Annotated in this window: 10 protein-coding genes; 5 read left to right on the top strand and 5 right to left on the bottom strand. The window is 42.3% G+C overall.

Annotated elements, in window-relative coordinates; translation table 11 throughout:
- Window positions 1–113 precede the first annotated feature (113 nt).
- Window positions 114–1,688: an N-acetylglucosamine-specific PTS transporter subunit IIBC gene (nagE, locus tag HUO09_RS19370; RefSeq protein WP_188235057.1), complete on the bottom strand. Its 1,575-nt coding sequence runs from the start codon at window positions 1,686–1,688 to the stop codon at window positions 114–116.
- A gap of 479 nt (window positions 1,689–2,167) precedes the next feature.
- Between nagE and nagA the strand changes: the two genes are divergently transcribed.
- The 4 genes from nagA to asnB all read left to right on the top strand — a co-directional run bounded on the left by nagA (window position 2,168) and on the right by asnB (window position 8,110).
- Window positions 2,168–3,304: an N-acetylglucosamine-6-phosphate deacetylase gene (gene nagA, locus HUO09_RS19375; RefSeq protein ID WP_188235058.1), complete on the top strand. Its 1,137-nt coding sequence runs from the start codon at window positions 2,168–2,170 to the stop codon at window positions 3,302–3,304.
- 2 nt (window positions 3,305–3,306) lie between these two features.
- The gene (locus HUO09_RS19380) at window positions 3,307–4,521 is read left to right on the top strand and encodes an ROK family protein (protein WP_167411206.1); all 1,215 of its coding nucleotides are present in this window, start codon (window positions 3,307–3,309) and stop codon (window positions 4,519–4,521) included.
- Window positions 4,522–4,623: 102 nt separating this feature from the next.
- A complete protein-coding gene (locus HUO09_RS19385; protein ID WP_167411207.1) occupies window positions 4,624–6,210 on the top strand; it encodes a cation:proton antiporter family protein in 1,587 nt (528 codons plus the stop codon).
- A gap of 235 nt (window positions 6,211–6,445) precedes the next feature.
- Complete coding sequence (asnB, locus tag HUO09_RS19390) at window positions 6,446–8,110, top strand: asparagine synthase B (RefSeq protein ID WP_167411208.1); 1,665 nt, start codon at window positions 6,446–6,448, stop codon at window positions 8,108–8,110.
- A 60-nt stretch (window positions 8,111–8,170) separates the two neighbouring features.
- On the opposite strand, the gene rfaH is transcribed toward asnB, so the two are convergent.
- Window positions 8,171–8,668 carry a transcription/translation regulatory transformer protein RfaH gene (gene rfaH, locus HUO09_RS19395; RefSeq protein WP_188235059.1) on the bottom strand — a complete coding sequence of 166 codons (498 nt, stop codon included), beginning with the start codon at window positions 8,666–8,668 and terminating at the stop codon, window positions 8,171–8,173.
- 310 nt (window positions 8,669–8,978) lie between these two features.
- Between rfaH and HUO09_RS19400 the strand changes: the two genes are divergently transcribed.
- On the top strand, window positions 8,979–10,367 hold the full coding sequence (locus HUO09_RS19400) for a peptide MFS transporter (protein ID WP_188235060.1): 1,389 nt from the start codon (window positions 8,979–8,981) through the stop codon (window positions 10,365–10,367).
- Window positions 10,368–10,431: 64 nt separating this feature from the next.
- On the opposite strand, the gene hemH is transcribed toward HUO09_RS19400, so the two are convergent.
- The 3 genes from hemH to htpG form a co-directional block, all read right to left on the bottom strand.
- Complete coding sequence (hemH, locus tag HUO09_RS19405; RefSeq protein ID WP_188235061.1) at window positions 10,432–11,388, bottom strand: ferrochelatase; 957 nt, start codon at window positions 11,386–11,388, stop codon at window positions 10,432–10,434.
- 196 nt (window positions 11,389–11,584) lie between these two features.
- Entirely contained in the window at window positions 11,585–12,229 is a 645-nt protein-coding gene (gene adk / locus HUO09_RS19410) for an adenylate kinase (protein WP_042486378.1), read from the bottom strand.
- Window positions 12,230–12,576: 347 nt separating this feature from the next.
- Window positions 12,577–14,481: a molecular chaperone HtpG gene (gene htpG, locus HUO09_RS19415; protein ID WP_188235062.1), complete on the bottom strand. Its 1,905-nt coding sequence runs from the start codon at window positions 14,479–14,481 to the stop codon at window positions 12,577–12,579.
- Window positions 14,482–14,694 lie beyond the last annotated feature (213 nt).

The following is a 14,694-nucleotide window of genomic DNA, read 5'->3' on the forward strand; positions in this document are numbered from 1 at the left end:
CGGATTTATTAGGAAATAATATTTCCTTCGCTTGTTATGTAGCCAACGTCTTACAAAGCAAAAAGCCTTCGCATATAGCGAAGGCTTTCATTTCAGCTACAGAATTTTATCTATTATGGCAGTTTCACGCCAGATAGATCTTCAGTAGCACTGATTGCTTTCATTTCGCCAGCAACGATTTCTGCTAGTGGGCCAAGGATAACTTGTAGGTTGTTTTCGCCAAGTTTAACCACACCTTTAGCACCTAGTTTCTTCAATACCGCTTCGTCAGCCACTGAACGGTCTTTCAGTGTTAGACGTAGACGTGTAATACAAGCATCAATAGTTGTTAGGTTTTCGTGACCACCTAGAGCTTTTAGGTATTGGCGCGCTAGCTCACCTTTGTCAGCACTTGAGCTTGAAGGCGCTGCAACAGCTTCATCATCATCTTCACGACCTGGTGACTTCAAGTTGAAAGTACGGATTGCGAATGTAAATGTGAAGAAGTATAGAGCGAAGAACGCTAGACCAATGATAAGTAGAGTTACAGGTTTAGTTGCTAGACCCCAGTTTAATGCGAAGTCGATTAGACCAGCAGAGAAACCAAAGCCGTGTAGTGTACCAAACATGTTAGCAACAACTAGAGCTAGACCAGTGAACACTGCGTGCATTGCGTATAGTGCAGGTGCTAGGAACACAAACATGAACTCTAGAGGTTCTGTGATACCTGTTAGGAATGAACAGAATGCTACAGAGAACAATGCACCACCAACTTGATGACGTTTTTCTACAGGCGCGGCAAAGTACATTGCTAATGCAGCACCAGGTAGACCGAACATCATGATTGGGAAGAAGCCGTTCATGAATACACCAGCGCTCTTATCGCCACCGAAGAAACGGTGTAGGTCGCCAGACTTCATTGTTTCAGTTACTTCTTTAACAACAGCTGTGATTTCTGGAGTCGCTACGTTTTGGAAGTTAAACGTATGCTCTTGACCAACGACTAGAGCTTTAGCAATAGATGGATCCACACATAGCTTTTGTAGTGCAGGTAGAGCTTGACCAGCAGCCTGAGCACCCGTTACTACGATTTCCTGACACGTACCCATACCGAACCAGAAGTATGAGTTAAGCACGTGGTGCAAACCGACAGGAATGAGCGCACGGTTTAGAGTACCGTAAACAAACTGACCTACTGAACCAGAAGTTGACACAGCATGCGCAAGAGTATCAAGGCCACCTTGAATACTTGGCCATACGATACCCGAAATGGCACCAGCCACAAGCGCAAACAGGCCAGCCATAATAGGTACAAGACGCTTACCAGAGAAGAACGCTAACCATTCCGGAAGACGAGTAGCGTAAAAAGCGTTATAAGCGTGACCTGCGATGATACCTGCAAAAATACCGCCGAAGAATGACATGTTAATTGATGGATCAATTGTTTTTGCTGTTGCTGTTAGTACGAAATACGCAACTGCACCAGCTAGACCAGCAGCACCAGAACCGTCTCTTGAAAGACCGATTGCGATGCCAAGACCAAATAGAAGTGGTAGTTGACTAAAGATCGCACCACCAGCTTCTGCCATAAATGGAATGTCTAGCAGGTCGCCCTGACCTAGACGTAATAAGATCGCTGCAACGGGTAGCGTTGCGATAGGTAGCATCAATGCTTTACCTAACTTTTGCGCATATCCAAGAATATTCACCGTAAGTTCCCCCTATAGGATTTTATAAATATCGGCAAACTTATTTTAGTCGCCCAATTTAGTCACATTTAGTGTATGACAATAATTTTGCTCCGCAAATTAAAAGCTCATCAATTGTGACCGTAATCACCTCAAAGCAGCATAATTCGAGGTTTTTGCTAGCGAGATCATAAAACTTATTTTACAATATAAAAAAACATAAATTTATCGGTACTATTCGATTAATACATAAGTGATGTAATGTCTTATTTCAAAAGAGATTATGACAACTAAAAACCTTATTCTTGGTGTTCAAACCAAGATAAATAAGGTACCGAATAAGCGTCCAGAAGCACCATTTGAGTTGCCTCTGAGCACAAAGATATTTCGCGATTTGATAAAAGTTAGCAAAGAGTCAGCTTGTACCATACTCTTTAGAGACAATATCAGCTTATCGCTCCTAAAATTATAGAATGTCTATCGACGAGGATTCGTTAATTATGTACGCACTAACTAACTGTAAAGTATACACAGGCAGCGATGTACTAACTGACCATGCTGTTATCATTAATGCCCATACAATTCACGCTATTATCCCTGAAGAAAATCTTCCTAGTGACATAGAGCAAAAAGATCTTGATGGAGCAAACCTAAGCCCTGGCTTTATTGATTTACAGCTCAATGGCTGTGGCGGCGTTATGTTCAACGATGAAATAACAGCAGACACCATCCATACGATGCATCAAGCTAACCTTAAATCCGGTTGTACAAGCTTCTTACCTACTCTTATCACCTCTTCAGATGAAAACATGCGTCAAGCAGTTGCGGCAGAGCGTGACTATCGCCAAAAGTACAGCCATCATTCATTAGGCCTTCACTTAGAAGGTCCTTATTTGAATATTGAAAGAAAAGGGATCCATAGCGTTGACTTTATTCGCGAATCGGATGAAGCAATGATCGACTTTATGTGTGAGAACAGCGATGTCATTACTAAAGTGACGTTAGCCCCAGAGAATAATAATCCTCAACATATTGAAAAATTGGCGCAAGCAGGCATCGTAGTATCGATTGGCCATACCAACGCAACCTATCAAGAAGCACGTAAAGGCTTTGAATCCGGAATTACTTTTGCGACTCATTTGTTTAATGCGATGACACCAATGCAAGGCCGTGAACCAGGTGTTGTTGGTGCTATTTTTGATACACCAGAAGTCTATGCCGGCATTATCGCTGACGGTTTTCATGTTGATTACGCGAATATCCGTATCGCCCATAAAATCAAGGGTGAAAAGCTCGTATTAGTGACAGATGCCACAGCTCCTGCAGGCGCAGAGATGGATTACTTTATTTTTGTCGGTAAGAAAGTATATTACCGAGATGGCAAGTGTATCGACGAAAACGGTACACTTGGCGGCTCAGCCCTAACGATGATTGAAGCAGTTCAAAATACGGTTGAGCATGTCGGCATCGCTTTAGATGAAGCACTGAGAATGGCTACCTTGTATCCAGCAAAAGCAATTGGTATTGACCAGAAATTAGGTCGTATTAAGAAAGGCATGATTGCCAATCTGACTGTTTTTGACCGTGACTTCAATGTAAAAGCGACTGTGGTTAACGGACAATACGAGCATAAGTAATAATGAATGGCGGACAAATAGGTAACGTAGATTTAGTCAAGCAGCTAAACAGCGCTGCAGTATATCGATTAATAGACCAACAAGGTCCAATTTCTCGAATCCAGGTTGCCGATGTAAGTCAGCTTGCCCCTGCAAGTGTGACAAAAATAACCCGCCAACTTTTAGAACGCGGCCTGATTAAAGAGGTCGCTCAACAAGCTTCTACTGGTGGTCGAAGAGCAATATCTCTGACCACCGAAGTCGCTCCATTTCACTCTGTTGCAGTACGCCTTGGGCGAGACTACATTCAGTTCAGTCTTTTTGACTTAGGTGCGAAAGAGATCGCATCAGGTTTTCAAGAGTTTCTCTATACCAGTCAAACTGAGTTGGTAGATGGCCTTCTCAAATACCTTAAAGATTTCACTAATCAACATGCTTCCTCAATTGGGCAACTGATTGCGATCGGTATCGCCTTACCTGGTTTGGTCAATCCAGAGACTGGCGTTGTTGAATATATGCCAAATGTCAAAATAGATACTTTACCGCTGGGCGAAATCATCAAAGACAATTTCCATGTAGAATGTTTTGTTGGTAACGACGTTAGAGGAATGGCATTAGCTGAACACTATTTTGGTGCCAGTCAGGATTGTCAGGATTCAATATTGGTTAGTGTTCACCGAGGTACAGGGGCGGGGATTATTGTCAATGGTCAAGTCTTCTTAGGCTTCAATCGTAACGTGGGTGAAATTGGTCACATACAAATAGACCCACTGGGTGATCAATGCCAATGCGGCAACTTCGGTTGCTTAGAAACCGTTGCAGCGAACCCAGCGATCGTCAATCGCGTCAATAAACTCATCGCTCAAGGTTATGAATCCAGCTTGTCTCAAGTCGATGGTATTACTATTCATGATATATGTGAGCATGCCAACAATGGCGATGAACTTTCCCAACAAGCTTTGGTACGTGTAGGGAATCAGTTGGGAAAAGCAATCGCAATTACCATTAACCTGTTTAACCCACAAAAAGTCATCATTGCTGGTGCGATTACAGAAGCAAAAAGCACTCTGTTCCCTGCAATTCAACGCAATGTAGAGAATCAATCTCTAAAATCATTCCATACTAATTTGCCAATTGAAGCTTCCCAATTAGACAAACAACCAACGTTAAGTGCTTTTGCAATGATCAAACGCGCAATGCTGAATGGTGTATTGTTACAAAAACTTCTGGAAGATTAGGGTCTATCCACATTGGTATAAGCAACTGATTACCCTATAATGCAAGGCTGCGTCTATTAATTAGACACAGCCTTTTTATTTCTGGGAAGCAAATATTTACCAATGGAAATTATTCTAATTACAACGGCATTCTTCGCTGGTTTTATTGCGCTAAAGTGCAACCTCCCTCCCCTAGTGGGCTTTCTTATCGCTGGTTTTGCGCTGCACGCTTTTGGCTTTGAATCAAACGAGACCATCTCCATTTTGGCCGATCTTGGTGTTACGCTGCTGCTGTTTACTATCGGTTTGAAACTGGATATCAAGACTCTGCTGACAAAAGAGATCTGGGCCGGAGCAACAATACATAATCTTTTATCAACCGCTGTATTTAGTATTGCCCTTATCGGTTTGAAATACTTAGGATTAGACAGCCTCGCATTGGTTTCTGTCTCTAGCATCATTTTGCTTGGCTTTGCACTCTCCTTTTCAAGTACCGTTTTTGCCGTCAAATCCCTTCAAGAAAAGGGTGAAATGAATGCAACCTATGGCACCATCGCGATTGGTATTCTTGTTATGCAAGACATCTTCGCCGTCATTTTCTTAACCGTTTCAACAGGTAAAATTCCTGAGTGGTATGCGCTTGCTTTGTTCTTGCTCCCATTCATACGCCCTTTGTTTTTCAAAATACTTGATTGGGTTGGGCACGGTGAAATGCTGGTTTTGGCAGGGATTTTCTTTGCTTTAGTCGTAGGGGCTGGCCTATTTGATTTCGTTGGTATGAAACCAGATTTAGGGGCACTCATTTTAGGCATGATGCTAGCGGGACACAGCAAAGCCTCAGAGTTATCCAAGTCTTTGTTTAATATGAAAGAGTTGTTCTTGGTCTGCTTTTTCTTGAACATTGGCTTATCTGAACAACCGACTGTCACTGGTTTCTTGCTTGCACTATTATTACTGCTGCTACTGCCACTCAAAGGTGTGTTGTACTTCTTAGTATTAAACAAGTTTCGTTTTCGTGTCCGAACGTCACTACTCGCCACTATTTCTCTCTTCAACTTCAGTGAGTTTGGACTTATCGTCGGCGGACTGGCATTTAAGATGGGCTGGCTCTCGGGAGACATACTCGTCGCCTTAGCCATTTCAGTACCTTTGTCTTTTATTGTCACCGCACCAATCGTACGTAAAGGTCACGAGATCTATCACTACTCGGCACATTGGTTAAAAGAACAAACCGCCGAACGAATAAATATCAGAGACAGGTTTATTAATCCGGGTAGCTCGCAACTGATTATTCTTGGTATGGGACGCATTGGGACTGGCGCTTACGACGAGTTCCATGCCCGCTATGGTAAAATCTGTTTGGGCGTTGAGCTGAGAGAAGACACGGCTTTAGAACATAGAAACGAAGGTAGAAACGTTATCTCTGGTGACGCTACCGACCCCGATTTTTGGGAAAGAATCCTTGATACAGGTAACGTTAAAATGGTGCTGTTGGCAATGCCACACCATCAGGCAAATCAGATTGCCCTAGAGCAATTGAAAAAGCGTTCATTTAATGGGCAGATTGCAGCTATTGCCGAATATCCGGATCAGTTAGATAACCTTATCGAAAAAGGCGCGCACGCAGCGTTTAACATTTATCGAGAAGCTGGCTCTGGTTTTGCTCGTCATGTCTGTGAACAACTGAAGCCTGAATTTGCAAAACACTAGCCGAGATACCTAGTTCACTCAAAGAGTAAAAAGAGCACTAAGTGCTCTTTTTTTATTCCAAGCGGTGTTTTTTTCATCATTATTTAAAATTCATCCACCAAAAAAGTAAATTAGTTAAAAAATATTTACCTATGAGAAGTTTATTTAAACTATTTACCAATCGTGGGTTGTTTTTTTTAATCAAAATGGCAAATTGGAGTCATCTGATTAAAACTCGTTTACTAAGGGAAGTTGTATGTGTTCTATCTTTGGCATCTTGGACATCAAAAGTGATGCGGCTACGCTACGCCCAGTAGCATTGGAAATGTCGAAAAAACTCCGTCACCGTGGCCCTGACTGGTCCGGTATTTATGCATCTGACAAAGCTATTTTGGCACACGAGCGTTTGGCTATTGTTGGTCTAAATAGTGGCGCACAACCTCTTTATAGCCCAGATAAGAAACTTATCCTCGCAGTAAACGGTGAAATTTATAACCATAAAGAAATTCGTGCTCGTTACGAAGGTAAGTACGAGTTCCAAACCGATTCAGACTGCGAAGTTATCTTGGCACTATACCAAGACAAAGGCGTGGATCTTCTTGAAGAACTCAACGGTATCTTTGCTTTCATTCTTTACGATGAAGAAAAAGACGAGTACTTGGTAGGTCGCGACCACATCGGTATTATCCCGCTATACCAAGGTCAAGATGAGCACGGTAACTACTATGTTGCTTCTGAAATGAAAGCTCTGGTTCCCGTATGTAAAACCCTAAGCGAGTTCCCTCCAGGTAGCTACTATAGTTCTCAAGACAAAGAACCAACTCGATACTACGTACGCGACTGGAACGAATATGCAGCCGTAAGTGGTAACACCACGAGCAAAGAAGAACTGACTGCAGCGCTCGAAGCGGCTGTTAAGCGTCAGTTAATGACAGATGTACCATACGGTGTACTTTTGTCGGGTGGTTTGGACTCATCAATCACTTCAGCAGTCGCGAAACGTTTTGCAGCCATGCGTATTGAAGATGATGAAAAATCTGCAGCTTGGTGGCCACAACTTCACTCATTCGCAGTAGGTCTTGAGGGCGCACCGGATCTTAAAGCGGCACGTGAAGTGGCTGAGAAAATCGGCACAGTTCACCACGAGATGACTTACACCATTCAAGAAGGTCTTGATGCAATTCGTGATGTGATTTACCACATTGAAACCTATGATGTCACAACCATCCGTGCTTCTACCCCTATGTATCTCATGGGGCGTAAAATTAAAGCAATGGGCATTAAAATGGTTCTTTCTGGTGAAGGTGCGGATGAAATCTTTGGTGGTTACTTATACTTCCACAAAGCTCCAAACGCTCAAGAATTCCACGAAGAAACCGTTCGTAAATTGCTTGCACTGAACATGTTTGACTGTGCACGCGCAAACAAATCGCTTGCTGCATGGGGCGTAGAAGGCCGAGTGCCATTCTTAGACAAAGAATTTATCGATGTTGCAATGCGTCTGAACCCTGCAGATAAAATGTGTGGTAACGGCAAGATGGAAAAACACATCCTACGCGAGTGTTTTGAAGACTATTTACCTGAATCCATCGCATGGCGTCAGAAAGAGCAATTCTCTGATGGCGTTGGCTACAGCTGGATCGATACGCTAAAAGCAACCGCCGAGGCGAAAGTAACCGATCAACAAATGGAAACTGCACAATACCGTTTCCCATATAACACGCCAACAACCAAAGAAGGCTATGTGTATCGTGAAATCTTTGAAGAGTTGTTCCCACTGGAGTCAGCTGCTCAATGTGTTCCGGGAGGCCCTTCAGTGGCTTGTTCTTCTGCAAAAGCAATTGAATGGGATGAATCATTCAAAAACTGTGTTGATCCATCAGGTCGAGCTGTAAAAGCCGTTCACATCGAAGCTTACTAAGTAATAAAAAGAAAAAGGCGCCTAGGGCGCCTTTTTCTTATATCGATGTATTTAGTCGCTCTACTTAAGATCTAAATCTTTGTTATCAATACTCATCACTATTGGTTGGTTGATGAGCTTAATCAACATTAATGATCGAGTTTCCCCATCCGATTCCTGATAAATTGCTTCGATGCCAGAAAATTGCCCACCAGTCACTTTCATCACTTGACCTTGTGTTGGCATTTTAGAAACAGCAAAACTTTGCTCACTCGTATCCATCTGTTTAAGTTCATAAATCAGATCACCTTGCAATTCTTTAGGTTGAGCGCCAAAGCGGATAAAATCAGCGACTCCACGGGTTGAGCGAACCGTGGTAAATGAAGGGCCAATTTCAAAATCAAAACGGACGAACATATAACAAGGGAAAAGCGGCTCTTTCACTGATTGACGCTTTCCTCGTAGAATTTTCTCAACTGTAACTTCTGGGTAAAAGCACTCAACGCCTTGATTTTCTAAATGAGCTTTCGCTCTAAGCTGCTCACCTCGCTTACAATAAAGTAAATACCAACGTTTCATATTCTTAACCAATTATTTTTTTGGCAATGCTATCACTATGGATTTACATAGTCATGATTAAAGATAGTAACAACCATTCATCGTCGCTCGTGTGACGAAATAAACAGCACTACCTCATCTAACAATACTTTATTTAAAAATTAGTTTTCACAAATAGTAACTTTTTCAAATATCCTGAATTAACAACGATAAGCAGAGTGAAAATCCACCAAACACACTAATTTACAATATTAAATCATTTGAAATATCTTTATGACCAATGTATATCTATCGGCCACTAAAAATATAATGATGGCATTAGTTTCTAATTATGCAAAACCAACGACAAATTTTTGGTCACCCACGTGGCTTATTTCTTTTATTTAGCACAGAGCTTTGGGAACGTTTCTCCTACTATGCAATGAGAGCTATCTTAGTTCTTTACTTGACTGACGCCACTCTTAACGGTGGTTTGGGTTGGTCAACAAAAGACGCTCTTGATCTTTACGGTATCTATACTGGCTTGGTATATATCACTCCACTTATTGGTGGCTACCTAGCGGATAATTACCTTGGTCAACGCCGTTCCATTCTAATCGGCGGCGCATTGATGGCTATTGGTCAATTCACCTTAGCAATGCCAGCAGAGGTTATTGGTATTTCGCCAATGCACTCTTTTTATCTTGGCCTAGCGCTACTGATTGCAGGTAACGGCCTGTTCAAACCAAACATTTCAACAATGGTTGGTGATTTGTACCAAGAAGGTGATCATCGTCGCGATGGTGCCTTTACTATCTTCTACATGGGTATCAACATTGGTGCTCTGCTTGCTGGTGTTGTCGCAGGGTCAGTAACCAATTCTTTCGGCTGGAAAGCAGGTTTTGTTGCAGCAGGTATCGGCATGCTAATTAGCTTAGTTATGCAGCTTACTCTTGCTCAGTCGTGGCTTGGTGATATCGGTAGAGTTCCTGCAGCTAAACGCGCAATGGAAAATAACAAATCTCAAACCAAGCAGCCGCTTACGAAAGAAGAGTTTGACCGCATTAAAGTTATCTTAATCATGAGTCTGTTTACTATTGTGTTCTGGGCTGGTTTTGAGCAAGCTGGCGGTTTGATGAATATCTATACCCAGCAATATACAGACCGCATGATCGGCAGCTTTGAAGTGCCAGCGGCTTGGTTCCAGTCACTAAACCCATTCTTTATTATTACTCTGGCTCCAGTACTGGCTGTTTTTTGGGTAAGACTGGGCAAACGTGAACCTAACTCTCCTGTTAAGTTTGCACTTGCAATGTTCTTCTTAGCACTTGGCTTCCTATGTATGGTAGGTGCGGTGATGCAGCAAGGCGGAGACACTACGGTAAAAACATCTATGCTGTGGTTGGTGGGTGCATTCTTCTTCCATACTTTAGGCGAGCTGTGTTTATCTCCAATTGGTTTATCACTAGTGACTAAACTTGCTCCACTACGTCTTGCTTCACTCATGATGGGTGCATGGTTTGGTTGTAATGCGATCGCAAACTATGTTGCTGGCTATGTTGGCTCTCATGTAGGTGAGTTAGGCGCAATGGCCATCTTCAGTGGTATTGCTGTGACAGCTACCGTATCTGGTGTCATTCTCCTTCTGTTTGCAAACAAGCTAGTATTTTGGATGCACGGAGCAGAAGGCTACGTTGAAGTTGCAGCTGACGAAAAACAAGCTGAAGTACAACCGGCTTAATACTGCTTGGATAGTAAAAAGGACCACTTAATGTGGTCCTTTTTGTTTACTAGAACATTCAAACTTAGCTCGTTACAAGTGCGTTCATCATCTCGATATGAGCATCATCTGCATTCAAACAAGGAATGTAATTAAACGTCTCGCCACCAGCTTCTAAAAACAACTCTTTGTTTTCCCCTGCTATCTCTTCAAGCGTTTCCAAACAGTCGACAGAAAATGCCGGACAGATGATATCAAGCTTCTTAATGCCCTTTTCAGGTAGCGATTCCATCGTTTTGTCGGTATAGGGTTGTAACCACTCTTCCTTACCAAATTGAGACTGGTAGGTCATCAGAACTTTATCTTCGGATAATCCGAGCTCTTGGGCAAGAAGGCGCGTCGTTTCTTCACAATGCAGTGGATAAATATCGCCATTATCAGCGTATCGCTTAGGGATTCCGTGGTAAGAGCATACTAATAAATCCCCTTGACCATTTTGCTCCCAAGATGCACGAACGCTGCTTGCTAACGCTTGTATGTATAGAGGGTGGCTGTAGTAGTCACGCACAAACGTAAGCTGAGGCATAGTTGGAATGCCCTTTATGGCTTTCGCCAATCCATCAAAAACAGCAGCGGTCGTCGACGATGAATACTGAGGATATAGAGGAAGAACAATAACCTCTTCAACGCCTTGTTGCAGGAGTTTTTCCAGGCCACTACTTAAACTTGGTTCACCATAAGTCATTCCAAGTTCAACAGGAATATTTAGCAATGCTTGTAGCTTGTTACGCTGTTGCTGTGAATACACCATCAAGGGAGAGCCCTCTTCCAGCCAAACCGACTGGTACAGTTTTGCAACTTTAGGAGAGCGAATAGGTAGGATGATTCCATGTAAAAGCGGACACCACAACCAACGACTCATATCGACAACACGTTTGTCATGAAGAAATTCAGCCAAAAAACGCTTAACTTCAACAGCGGTAGGAGCTTTAGGTGTACCTAAATTGGCTAACAAGACACCTTGTTTTTTTATCGTTTTCATAGCGTCCTTTTTCTATTATTCCGGCTCAATACTTAAGTAAAAGGGGGATATACCCAAATCAGTTGGGGCTGATTTTACACGAATTTACATCACTAACATTGTGTCAGTTTCAAGTCGTTTAGGTATAAAAAAAGCGACCTTACGGCCGCTTAACTATAACAAAATTATTAAAAATTTTGATAATAGGTATTATCTATTAAGCTAATGCTTTTTCGATATCAGCACTTACTTCAGCAACTTGCTTAGTACCGTCAAATTTCAGGTACTTAGTATTACCTGCTGCCGCTTCTTTACCGTAGTACTCGATAAGTGGTGCAGTTTGGTTGTGGTATACACCTAGACGTGCACGTACTGTTTCTTCTTTATCGTCATCACGAACAACAAGATCTTCACCAGTTACGTCATCTTTACCTTCAACTTTTGGCGGGTTGTACACTACGTGGTAAGTACGACCAGAAGCAAGGTGAGCACGACGACCAGCCATACGCTCAACGATGACATCGTCTGCAACGTCAAACTCAATTACGTAGTCTACGTCGATACCCATTTCTTTTAAGCCGTCAGCTTGAGGGATCGTGCGTGGAAAACCATCTAACAGGAAGCCTTTCTCGCAATCATCTTGTGCGATACGCTCTTTGATCAGACCAAGAATGATTTCATCAGAAACTAGCTGACCAGCATCGATAACAGATTTAGCTTGTTTACCAAGCTCTGTACCTGCTTTGATAGCGGCACGTAGCATGTCACCAGTAGAGATTTGTGGAATACCGAACTTCTCCATGATGAATTGAGCCTGTGTACCTTTACCAGCACCTGGAGCACCTAGAAGAATGATGCGCATGTTTAATCCTCTTTAGAAAATAATATTTATACCGAAGCTCACTATATCCTTTTAGAAGCAAAGTCCTTTAGAGGAACATCCTTGATAGGGGAACGGTAAGTTTCGGTATAACAGTTGATACAGCTAGCGAATGCAAGCTGGCGTGCAAAATACACGCGTTGATAACCATATTCAAGCTTCGCATTCTATCACATAAATTTGTCTCTCAGGCGAATCTAAGACTAAAGAATGCAACTTGGCATCCATCCCTAAAGCCTGTTTAGCACAAATCGAAACAAATAAACGACGTTAGCTCACTTTTTAATAAAAAAGCCCGCATTTCGCGAGCTTTTTATTCATTAAAACTATTAAACCTTAGTCAGAAGTTTATTCATTGCACTCAGGAACTGAGAAGGATCGGCCATTGAACCGCGTTCAGCCAACATTGCCTGACCCAGCAACACTTCTACCCAACGTCCAAAGGCTTCTTCGTCTGGTTCATCAGACATCATCTTAACCAAAGCGTGTTCAGGGTTGACCTCAAAAATATACTTCACTTCAGGCACTGCCTGACCAGCTGCTTCCAAAAGCTTCGCCATTTGAGTACCCATTTCGAAATCATCCGTGACAACAACTGCCGGAGTCGTCGCAAGCTTAAATGTTGTACGCACGTCTTTTACTCGGTCACCTAAGTAGCCTTTGATACGCTCAACAACCGACTGAAACTCTTGTTCCGTCTCTTTATGCTTCTCTTTTTCTGCTTCGTCTTCGAACTTGCTTAGATCAAGACCCGCTTTGGTGATTGACTGGAACTGCTTACCATCAAACTCTGTTAAGTAGTTCATCAACCATTCGTCAATGCGATCGTACATCAGAATAACTTCGATACCCTTAGACTTAAATTGTTCTAAGTGTGGGCTATTCTTAGCTGCCGCATAGCTGTCAGCCGTCAAGTAATAGATCTTGTCTTGGCCTTCTTTCATGCGTTCAACATAGGAAGCTAAACCAATTGTTTGCTCTGAAGAATCGACTTCTGTCGATGCAAAACGCAGCAGACCGGCAATCTTCTCTTTGTTTGCCATGTCTTCAGCTGGGCCTTCTTTCATTACAAGACCAAACTGCTTCCAGAACGACTGGTATTTCTCTTCATCATTACTTGCCATGCGCTCAAGCATAGTAAGTACACGCTTAGTACATGCGTTGCGTAAAGATTGAGTAACCTTATTGTCTTGCAGAATTTCACGTGAAACGTTTAGCGGCAGATCGTTTGAATCTATCAAACCACGCACAAAACGCAGGTAAGACGGCATAAACTGCTCTGCGTCATCCATAATGAATACACGTTGAACATAAAGTTTCAAACCAGACTTATGGTCTCGGTTCATCATGTCCCAAGGTGCTTTAGAAGGAATGTACAACAAGCTGGTGTAATCGTTCTTACCTTCCACCTTGTTGTGGCTCCAAACGAGCGGTTCAGCAAAATCATGAGATACGTGTCTGTAGAACTCTTGATACTCTTCATCAGTAATATCTGATTTGCTACGAGTCCAAAGCGCTTGTGCTTTATTGATTTGTTCCCAATTCTTATTGCCCGTCTCTTTACCTTCGTCATCACGCTCTTCAGTCTGAATAAAGACTGGAATACCGATATGATCTGAGTATTTTGAAATCACATCACGTAAACGCCATTCAGAAAGGAACTCTTCCCCTTCTTCGCGTAGATGAAGAATGATATCTGTACCACGACTTGCCTTTTCAATTGACTCTACCGTGTACTCACCTTCACCTTTTGAATGCCATTGAACCGCTTCATTGCTCGCAACTCCCGCAGCGCGAGTACGTACCGTTACTGCATCAGCAACGATAAATGCAGAGTAGAAGCCAACACCAAATTGTCCGATAAGCTGAGAATCCTTGGTTTGCTCTTCAGAAAGCTTAGAGAAAAACTCCGCTGTACCTGATTTCGCGATAGTACCTAAATGCTCAATCACATTTTCGCGATTCATACCGATACCGTTATCCGAGATCGTTATCGTTTTTGTCTCTTTGTCGAATGACAGTTTAACGCCAAGGTCTGCATCACCTTGGTAAAGGTCTGGATTTGATAATGCTTGAAAACGCAGCTTATCTGCAGCGTCTGAAGCGTTAGAAATCAACTCACGCAGGAAGATCTCTTTGTTTGAATACAAAGAGTGAATCATAAGATGAAGTAGTTGCTTCACTTCCGATTGAAAGCCACGAGTTTCTTTATTTGCTGTCATTGTTTCGCTCATTTTAGCTCCATAACATCACATTAGAGATTTCCAGTCACAATGCTTAAAAATTAGCCAGACCAGAAAGATAACCAATTTGGTAAATAAGTAGGGTCGGCGAATGTAAATTCAAGGTCAACAAGGTCAAAAAACACTGTTTTTTTTATTTTTATTGATTATGCTTGGCACAGTTTTATATCAAGGAAGATAAATATTCATTGTGGTCTTAACTCC

Source organism: Vibrio sp. Y2-5 (assembly GCF_014596725.1).
Taxonomy (GTDB): domain Bacteria; phylum Pseudomonadota; class Gammaproteobacteria; order Enterobacterales; family Vibrionaceae; genus Vibrio.

Excerpts from the sequence above, each read along its gene's own strand:
- nagA (WP_188235058.1), top strand. The coding sequence starts at position 2,168 with ATGTACGCACTAACTAACTGTAAAGTATACACAGGCAGCGATGTACTA.
- HUO09_RS19380 (WP_167411206.1), top strand. The coding sequence starts at position 3,307 with ATGAATGGCGGACAAATAGGTAACGTAGATTTAGTCAAGCAGCTAAAC.
- hemH (WP_188235061.1), bottom strand. The coding sequence starts at position 11,388 with ATGAAAACGATAAAAAAACAAGGTGTCTTGTTAGCCAATTTAGGTACA.
- asnB (WP_167411208.1), top strand. The coding sequence starts at position 6,446 with ATGTGTTCTATCTTTGGCATCTTGGACATCAAAAGTGATGCGGCTACG.
- HUO09_RS19385 (WP_167411207.1), top strand. The coding sequence starts at position 4,624 with ATGGAAATTATTCTAATTACAACGGCATTCTTCGCTGGTTTTATTGCG.
- htpG (WP_188235062.1), bottom strand. The coding sequence starts at position 14,481 with ATGAGCGAAACAATGACAGCAAATAAAGAAACTCGTGGCTTTCAATCG.
- rfaH (WP_188235059.1), bottom strand. The coding sequence starts at position 8,668 with ATGAAACGTTGGTATTTACTTTATTGTAAGCGAGGTGAGCAGCTTAGA.
- adk (WP_042486378.1), bottom strand. The coding sequence starts at position 12,229 with ATGCGCATCATTCTTCTAGGTGCTCCAGGTGCTGGTAAAGGTACACAG.
- HUO09_RS19400 (WP_188235060.1), top strand. The coding sequence starts at position 8,979 with ATGCAAAACCAACGACAAATTTTTGGTCACCCACGTGGCTTATTTCTT.